This is a genomic window from Tsukamurella hominis (assembly GCF_965137015.1).
GTDB classification, from domain to species: Bacteria; Actinomycetota; Actinomycetes; order Mycobacteriales; family Mycobacteriaceae; genus Tsukamurella; species Tsukamurella hominis.
Map to the genome: position 1 here is coordinate 142,564 of NZ_CBCRZG010000010.1, position 8,512 is coordinate 151,075.

The 8,512-nt window shown below is 71.9% G+C and carries 7 protein-coding genes; all 7 read right to left on the reverse strand.

What is annotated here, in order from left to right; genetic code table 11:
• Position 1 precedes the first annotated feature (1 nt).
• Complete coding sequence (locus tag ACM9LD_RS14555) at positions 2-514, reverse strand: tripartite tricarboxylate transporter TctB family protein (RefSeq protein ID WP_415677335.1); 513 nt, start codon at positions 512-514, stop codon at positions 2-4.
• Positions 511-1,479, reverse strand: a complete 969-nt coding sequence (locus ACM9LD_RS14560) for a Bug family tripartite tricarboxylate transporter substrate binding protein (protein ID WP_415677336.1) — start codon at positions 1,477-1,479, stop codon at positions 511-513. The genes ACM9LD_RS14555 and ACM9LD_RS14560 overlap by 4 nt, the downstream gene beginning before the upstream one ends.
• Before the next feature lie 209 nt (positions 1,480-1,688).
• Positions 1,689-3,335 carry an allophanate hydrolase gene (atzF, locus tag ACM9LD_RS14565; protein WP_415677337.1) on the reverse strand — a complete coding sequence of 549 codons (1,647 nt, stop codon included), beginning with the start codon at positions 3,333-3,335 and terminating at the stop codon, positions 1,689-1,691.
• Positions 3,332-5,323 carry a 5-oxoprolinase/urea amidolyase family protein gene (locus ACM9LD_RS14570; protein WP_415677338.1) on the reverse strand — a complete coding sequence of 664 codons (1,992 nt, stop codon included), beginning with the start codon at positions 5,321-5,323 and terminating at the stop codon, positions 3,332-3,334. The genes atzF and ACM9LD_RS14570 overlap by 4 nt, the downstream gene beginning before the upstream one ends.
• Positions 5,320-5,919 carry an urea amidolyase associated protein UAAP2 gene (locus tag ACM9LD_RS14575; RefSeq protein WP_415677339.1) on the reverse strand — a complete coding sequence of 200 codons (600 nt, stop codon included), beginning with the start codon at positions 5,917-5,919 and terminating at the stop codon, positions 5,320-5,322. Before ACM9LD_RS14575 ends, ACM9LD_RS14570 begins: the two co-directional genes overlap by 4 nt.
• A 28-nt stretch (positions 5,920-5,947) precedes the next feature.
• On the reverse strand, positions 5,948-6,787 hold the full coding sequence (locus ACM9LD_RS14580; RefSeq protein ID WP_415677340.1) for an urea amidolyase associated protein UAAP1: 840 nt from the start codon (positions 6,785-6,787) through the stop codon (positions 5,948-5,950).
• A gap of 1 nt (position 6,788) precedes the next feature.
• Positions 6,789-8,333 (reverse strand): amino acid permease, encoded by a 1,545-nt coding sequence (locus ACM9LD_RS14585; RefSeq protein WP_415677341.1) that lies wholly within the window; start codon positions 8,331-8,333, stop codon positions 6,789-6,791.
• Positions 8,334-8,512 lie beyond the last annotated feature (179 nt).

The window sequence follows — 8,512 nt, forward strand, 5'->3', positions numbered from 1 at the left end:
GTTACAGTCCTCCCAGGATTCCGGACGGGAGCGGGACGTCCAGCAGGACGCCGAAGATCAGGAAGACGAGGCTGGCGAGCAGCAGCCCGACGGAGACGTCGAAGAGCGGCCGCTTGCTGTTGAAGGCCCGTGTCACGCACCAGAACAGGAGCGCGGCGGCCAGGATCCAGCCGAGCACGTCGAGGAGCACCGCGAAGGCGATGAGCCCGCCGATGAGCCAGCCGGCGGCCGCCCAGTCGGTGTAGGTACGGAACTTCGTCTCCGAGCGCGCCAGCTCGTCCGGGTTGCGGACGAAGTGCACCGCGAGCGCGGCGGCGAGCGCGTACCCGACGATCGCCAGCAGCCATGGGAAGAACGTGGGACCGGGGCTGTCGTCGGACTGCACGTCCATGGTGACGTTGCCGATCACGACCAGGGTGCTGGCGATCGCGAGGATCGCGGGAACGACGAGCGCGCCGAGCCCGTTGCCCGTGCCCTTGGCCGCGGAGTCCGCTTCGTCTGCCTGCGCGGTCATTTGCCCAGCTCCTTGTACAGGCCGGCGATGACGCGATCCTCGTCGGCGATGAAGGTGGTCAGGTCCGGGCCCTCGAGCCAGGCCCTGGTCCACTTGTTGTTGCGTTCGGCGTCGGCCCAGTCCTCCGTGCGCATGACTTCGTCGAAGACGTCGCGGATGTTCTTCACGTCCGCCGGGGAGATGCCGGGCGGGCCGAACAGGGCGCGCCAGTTGGCGAGCGTCACGTCGTAGCCGAGCTGGCGCAGCGTCGGGAAGTCCACGCCGTCGAGGGGCTCCTTGGCCGCCATCGCGAGGCCGCGCAGCCGGCCGGACTGGATCTGGTCGATGAGGTCGGCGTAGCCCGAGAAGGCGGCCTTCGCGGTGCCGGTGACCAGGGCCTGGGCGACTTCGCCGCCGCCGGCCTTGGGGATGTAGGTGGTGTTCTTCGGGTCGATCCCGGCGGCCTTCGCGAACTGGGCCATGACGAGCTGGTCGAAGCTGCCGCCGCCGGTGAACGGGATCGAGTGCGGGTTGCTCTTCCAGGCCGCGACCAGGTCGTCGACGGACTTGTACGGGGAGTTCGCGGGGACGACGAGCACGTCGTACTCCTCGAAGATCCGCGCGACCGGGGTCACGTCGGTCATCGTCACGGCGGACTTGGTCTGCTGGACGCCCGCGACGAGGCCGGTGCCGCCGACCATGACGACGTCGGCCCGGCCCGGCATCGAGTGCAGCCGGGACAGGCCGATGGTGCCGGCGGCGCCGGGCACGTTGACGACCTGGATGTTGGTGGCGATCTTCTGCTCCCGCATGATCGCCTGCGCCTCGCGCATGACGAGGTCCCAGCCGCCGCCCGCGCCCGCGGGCGCGATCAGCGTGGCCTTGTTGCGGATGTCGGCGGAGAGGCCGCCGCGTTGGAAGGAGTAGAAGACCGCCATGGAGACCACCACGACGACGATGATCGCGTAGATGACGAGTGCGACCATGTTGCGCTGTCCCGGTGGACTTTTCGTCCGTCCCGCTTCGTCCGAGCTGTCCGTCACGACCGTGGCCTCCTCGTCGAGCTGATGAGGACGCCAGATTATCGACGCACCAACGGCGTATGACGAGAACGGAAAATCTCAGTAAAGAGCAGAATGCGCGAAACGCGCAGAACTCCCCCTCAGTGGGGCCGTTGCCCCGCAGCCGATTCCAGTCACCTGTCGAGCCAGTGGTCCACGGCGAGTGCACGGGCGTCGCTCAGTGCGGAAGCCTGGCAGCCGAAGCCCACCACGGCGCGGCCGTCGTCGAGCACCACCGAGCCCAGGGTCATCGGGGCGGGCAGCCGGGTGAGGAAGCTCCCCAGCGCGGCCGGCGCGAGTCGCCAGAGCTCGCCGCGAATGCCGCGGCCGTGCTCGGTGTCGTGGACGAGGCCCGGCTTGGGCGGCGTCGTCGCCAGTTCGACCAGCCGGTACTCGCCGGCGGTCCGGATCTCCCCCGCCCAGTACGCCCCGAGCGAGGTCAGCTCGTGCTCGAGCGGTTGGCGGCGCAGGTGCGCGCCGAAGACGGCCAGGTCGACCGCGCCGGCGAGGCCGAGGTTCCACGGCGCCACGGGTTGCGCGCCGGTGATCCGAGCGGCGAGGTCGAGCGCGACCCCGTCGTGCCCCGCGGGCGCGAGCACCGTGACGCCGAACTGCGCGCCGTCCGCGGTCTCCCCCACCGGGACGGCGACGCCGCACAGGTCGAGGAGGTTGCAGAAGTTGGTGTACGTCCCCATCTCCGAGTTCACCCCGACCGGGTCGGCAGCCACCTCGGCGAGGGTCGGGTGGCGCGGCGCGGTGGGCACCATGAGCCCGGCGAAGCCGTCGAAGAGCGCCGCTGCCCGCGCGGCGATGGCCCGCAGCTCGGCCTGGTCGGAGGCCAGACGGTGCGCCGGAACCTCGCCCGCCGCGCGCACGATGCCGGCCACCGTCGGATCCAGCCCCGCGTCGTCGCCTGCCGCGGTGACGAACTCCCCCACCGCGCTGTACCGCTCGGCGACGAGTGCGCCGTCGTAGAGGAGCTTCGCGGCGGCGAGCAGCTCGGAGACATCGACGGGCTTGACCCGCAGCCCGGCCGCCTCGGCGCGGGCGACGGCACCGTCGAAGGCCTCCCGCCAGAAGGCGGGCAGGGCGGGGAGCTCGGCGGGGATCGCGAGCGCCGCGTCGGGCGCGGCGGCGAACGGGGTGTCGGCGGCCCACGGGCGGGTGCCGGTGGTGCCCATGACCGCCATGGCGCGGTTCGCCGTCGCGACGTCGCGGGCGAAGACCGTGACGCAGTCGTAGGACGCGCACGCGGGCACGACCCCGTCGGTGCTGACGGTGCCGATCGTCGGCTTGATCCCGACGATGCCCTGCAGCCCCGCGGGCACGCGGCCCGAGCCCGCGGTATCGGTGCCGATCGCGATGTCGGCGTAGTCGAGGGCCACGGCGACGGCGGAGCCGGAACTCGATCCGCCGGAGATGCGGTCGGGCCGCCGGGAATCCCGCACGGCGCCGTACGGGCTGCGGGTGCCGACCAGGCCGGTGGCGAACTGGTCGAGGTTCGTCTTGCCGATCACCACCGCGCCGGCGGCGCGCAGGGCCGCGACGACTGCGGCGTCGACCTCGGGGCGGTAGGCGTAGCCGGGGCAGGCAGCGGTGGTCGGCAAGCCTGCCACGTCGACGTTGTCCTTGACCGCGAGGACGAACCCCGCGAGCGGGCCGCCCGCCGCGAGCGACGCGGCGTACTCGGCGGCGACCTCCGCCTCCGGCCGCAGGGCGAGGAACACCTCGGGGCGGTCGTCCGCGGCGATGCGCCGGTAGATGTCGGCGATGCGGGTCATGCTGCGCTCCTCGTGAACTCACCGGCGGCCGCCCAGCGGCCGCGCTCCTCGTCGCGGGCGATCTCCATCGCGGACCGCACCCGCGCGATGTCCTCGGCCTCGCGGGCCAGGAACGCGCGGTGCGCGGAGAGCGAGAAGGATCCGGGCGTGATGTCCACCGAGCCGCGGCCGGCGGCCGTGTCGGCGCGCAGGTCCGCGAGCTCCTCGGTGCTCACGGGGTACCAGCTGATCCGGTCGAAGTGCCGCAGCAGCCAGGGGTGTTCGGGCTCGAAGCCGCCGGCGGTGAGCGGGTGCCGGTGGTTCCAGACCTGGGTGGTGCGGCCCACGAACTGGTAGCCGCCGGGGCCCTCCATGCCGTAGATGCACAGGTAGGCGCCGCCGATGCCGACGGCGTTCTCGGGCGTCCAGGTGCGGGCGGGGTTGTACTTGGTGGTTACCAGGCGGTGGCGCGGGTCCAGCGGGACGGCCACGGGCGCACCGAGGTACACGTCGCCGAGGCCCAGAACGAGGTACGAGGCGTCGAAGACGATCCGCTGCACGTCCTCGACCGATCCGAGGCCGTTCATGCGGCGGATGAACTCGATGTTCCAGGGGCACCACGGGGCGTCGCCGCGCACGCCGAGGACGTACCGCTCGATGGCCTCGCGGGTGCTCGGGTCGTCCCAGGACAGCGGCAGGGAGACGGTGCGGCTGGGCACGATCATGTCGTCGGCGGCGGGGAGCTGCGACTCCGCCTCGCGGATCCAGTCGAGGGCCGCGGGTTGGTTCAGCGCGGTCGGGTCGAACTTCACCTGCAGGCTGCGCACGCCGGCGGTGAGATCGATCAGTCCCCGCGGCGATTCGGCGCGCAACCGCTGCTCGAGCGCGTGGACGCGGGCCCGCGACTCCAGGTCCAGCGTCATGGCGCCGTACTCGACGAGGATGTTGTCATCGCCGGAGCGGCGGTAGGTGATGGTGGTCTCGGCGTCGGCGGTCATGGAGCGGGCGAGGACGCCGTCGTCGGCGTCGCCGCCTGCGGACAGCACGACGGGCAGGTTCGCGCGCCGTGCGCTGCCGACGGCCCCGGGCGAGGCGGCCGCGGCGGCGCGGACGGGGACGAAGCGCACGGCGTCGCCGGGGCGGAGCTGCCCCAGCTTCCAGCGGTCGGCGGTGGTCACGGTGACGGGGCAGACGAAGCCGCCCAGGCTGGGGCCGTCGGGGCCGAGCAGGATCGGGGTGTCGCCGGTGAAGTCCAGTGCGCCCACGGAATAGGCGTTGTCGTGGATGTTCGACGGGTGCAGCCCGGCCTCGCCGCCGTCGGGGCGGGCCCACTCGGGCTTGGGGCCGATGAGCCGGACGCCGGTGCGGTCCGAGTTGAAGTGCACCTCGTAGGCGGTGTCGTAGAGCGTCGTAATGTCGGCATCGGTGAAGTACTCGGGGGCGGAGTGCGGTCCGACGGTGACCGCGAGCTGCCACTGGGTGGTGAACGCGGGGACCTCGTCGTCGAGGATGCGACGCGGGGCGGAGGCTGCGGTGGTGCCGAGGGGCAGTTCGTCGCCGGCGGCGAGGGTCCGGCCGTCGTGGCCGCCGAACTTCCCCAGCGTGAACGTCGAGGCGCTGCCGAGGTAGTCGGGCACCGTCACCCCGCCGCGAACGGCGAGGTAGACGCGCATGCCGAGCGATCCGGTGGCGCCGACGGCGAGCTGCTGCCCGGGCAAGAGTTCGACGGGCGCCCAGGCGGGGACCGGCGTCGCGTCGACGGTGACCGCGACGGGGGCGCCCGCGACCGCGACGGTGGTGGGTTCGTCGACGGTGACGGCAAGGCCGCCGAGGGTGCACTCGAATCCCGGTGCGCCCTCGTCGTTGCCGACGGCCAGGTTGGCGAGGCGGAAGGAGAGGTCATCCATCGGGCCGGACGGCGGGACCCCGATCGACCAGTAGCCGGCGCGGCCGGGCCAGTCCTGCACGGTGGTCATCGGGCCGGGGCGGACGACGGTGAGGGTGGTCATGCGGCGGCCTCCGAGATCGCGAGGTCGACGGCGGTAGGGTCGAAGCCGTTGCAGGGGTTGTTGATCTGCGGGCAGTTGGAGATCAGCACGAGGGTGTCGATCTCGGCGCGCAGCACCACCTTCTTCCCCGGGGCGGAGAGGCCGTCGACGATGCCGAGCGTGCCGTCGGGGTCGACGGGGACGTACATGTAGAAGTTGACGTTGCCCACCAGGTCCCGCTTTCCGAGGCCGTGCCGGCTGCCCTCGATGAGGAAGTTCTCGACGCAGGCGTGCTGGTGCTTGGTGTGGTGGCCGTAGCGCAGCGTGTTGGACTCCTGGGAGCAGGCGCCGCCGAGGGTGTCGTGGTGGCCGACCTCGTCGTCGACGATGATCATCATCGGCCGCGACTCCTGGTCGCGGATCACGGTTCCGGCGCCCAGGAAGATGCTGCCCTGGGCGAGGATCGTCTGCTGGGCGCTGTAGCGGACAGTGTGGTCGTGCGCGCCGTAGAAGAGGGTGTCGACGGCCTGGTTGCCGTGCAGGTCGGTCATGGTGAGGGTGTGGCCGGCGGGGACGATGCCCGACCAGGGCGCCCGCGGGGTGACGGTGGCGATCATGGGTGGTCCTTCAGTCGGTGGTCGGCGGTCAGCGCGCGGCGCGGTGGGCGTCTTCGGAGTTCGCCACGGCGCGCTGGTATTCGGGGTCGGTGTCGGTGGCGGCGACGAGCGCGGCCAGGTCGTCGGCGCGCCAGGCCAGCACCTCGAGCAGGCCGGTGTCGAAGGTCGGCGACGGGTCGAGGGGGTGGGCGGTATTCGCGATGGCGACGATGCACGGCAGGTGCAGCACCACTTCCACCGACTTCCCCGCCCCCGCGCTGCCGGTGGAGGCGAGGGCACCGTCGGCCTCCACGGTGACGCCGTGGAAGAAGGAGACGGACGGGGCGACGTCGGTGGGCGTGAGGCCGTGCTTGGCGGCGGCGAGTACGAGCAGCTCGCGGCCGGCGGGACTGCCCGAATGCGCCTCCCCCGCGCCGTACTTGGTGGTGTTGGTGGCGAGTGTGGTGGTGCCGCAGAGGGCGTCGTGGTGGCCGGAGTCGTCGGCGACGACGGTGGCGAGCACACGCCCTTGGTCGGAGAGCAGCGGGTGGCCCGCGCCGATGTAGGCCTGCCACGGCACCTTGACGGTGTCGGCCACGTTGAGCCGTTCCCAGGGGGCGTCGGCGCGCCAGAGGAGGAGGTTCGCGCAGGCGGTGCCGACGGTGTCGGTCAGGCGGATTCGGGAGCCGCGCGCCAGCACCTTCGACGTGTAGCGGCCGCCCGGGACGGTCTCCGCCCAGGTGAGGGCGTCGGCGGGCACGCCCGCGGGCGGGTCGGGCCGGGCGGTGGCGGGCACCGTCGGCATGCCTTCGACGCGGGTGTCGGCCTGCGCCCGGGCGTGGTCGCGGGCGCCCTGGGTGGTGGCGGTGGTCTCGGCGATGGCGGTCACGTCAGATGCCTTTCGTGGCGGGGAGGTTCGGGAGGACGGCGGTGACGGGGCGCGGGTGTGCGCGACGTGGGAAGCACGCGATGCCGGCGATGACGACGACCGCGATGGTGATCGGTCCGGCCCACTGCAAGAGCGGGGATTGTCCTGTGGGGTCGTAGATCTCGGCGCGCGGCCAGGCGAGGTTGATCACCATCGCTCCGCCGTAGAGGACGGCCGCGGCGTTGATCGGCACGCCCCAGCGGCCCAGGGTGAAGACGGGCTTCCCCTCGGAGTCGCGGACGGTGGCGCCGTGCGGCCAGCCGCGGAGCCGCTGGTAGAGCATCGGCACCGTCACCGACAGGTAGGCGAGGTAGATGAGCACGATGCACACGCTGGCGAGGGTCGCGAAGATCGCGGGGTTGCCCACGTTCACCAGCAGGACGGCGACGCAGAGGACGCCGATGAGTACGGCCGGGGCGACGGGCGCCTGGGTGCGCGGGTTCACGCGGGAGAGCTGGTCCGAGAACGGGAGCCGGTGGTCGCGGGCCATGGAGAAGATGAGGCGGCTGCACGCGGTCTGGATGGCGAGCGTGCAGATGAAGACGGCCACGGCCACGTCGACCAGGAGTACCTTGCCCCAGAACGAGCCGAGGACGGATTGGAGCACGTACGGCAGGCCGCCGGCGGCGAGCTCCTCCCCCAGCGTCGGCGCGGCCATGAGCGCGGTGATGAGCATGAGGCCGCCGCCGACCGCCGAGGCGGTGAGCGCGAACCGGATGGTGCGCGGCGCGACCCGGCGGGGGTTGACGGTCTCCTCGGCGAGCTCGCCCGCCGAGCCGAAGCCGACCATGACGTAGGCGGCCATGAGGCCGGAGACGATGAACGCGCCGAGGTAGCCGCCCGAGCCGGTCGTGGCCGCGTGGGAGGTGTCGAAGACGACCTGGGGGCCGCGCTGGGCGTGCATCGCGAGGGCGCCGATGACCGCGACCACGCCGACGAGCTCGCAGGTGACACCGATAGCGTTGATGCGGCTCATCCAGTGCACGCCGATGCAGTTGATGGTGGTGGTGACGATGAGGAGGACCGTGCCGAGCAGGACGGCATTGGCGGCGCCGCTGGAGCTGGTGAGGGACGGGTCGTCGCCGATGATCTGGAAGCCCGACCACACGGTGGGCAGCACCACCTGCAGCGCGATCGCGGCTGCCGCGGCGGTGACGATCTGCGCGAGGATCATGAACCAGCCGCCGAACCAGCCGACCACCTCGCCGCCGAGGCGCCGCGACCACTGGTAGATCGCGCCGGAGATCGGGTAGCGGGCGGCCATCTCGGCGAAGCACAGCGCCACGAGGAACTGGCCGAAGTAGACGAGCGGCCAGGTCCAGAAGAAGGCGGCCCCGCCGAGCGAGTAGCCCAGGCCGAACAACTGGAAGATGGTGGTGAGGATGGAGACGAAGGAGAACCCGGCGGCGAACGACGCGAACGTCCCGAGCGAGCGGCGCAGCTGCGGCTGGTAGCCGAGCTGGGCCAGATCATCCGAATCATGGTGTCGGGGTTGGGTGGTTGTCATGGGCGGCTTCCCGGTCGGGGCTCTATCTGTCAGTTGATAGAAAACCGTTCTCCGGGGTCGCCCGGATTGCCCCGCTGTAAGGACTGGGAAAACCGGCGCTACGAACATGTTTCGTGGCAGGTAGCGTGGCCGCTGTGACGGAGACGAACGACGGGGCCGGCGGTGGGGCCGGCGGGGCG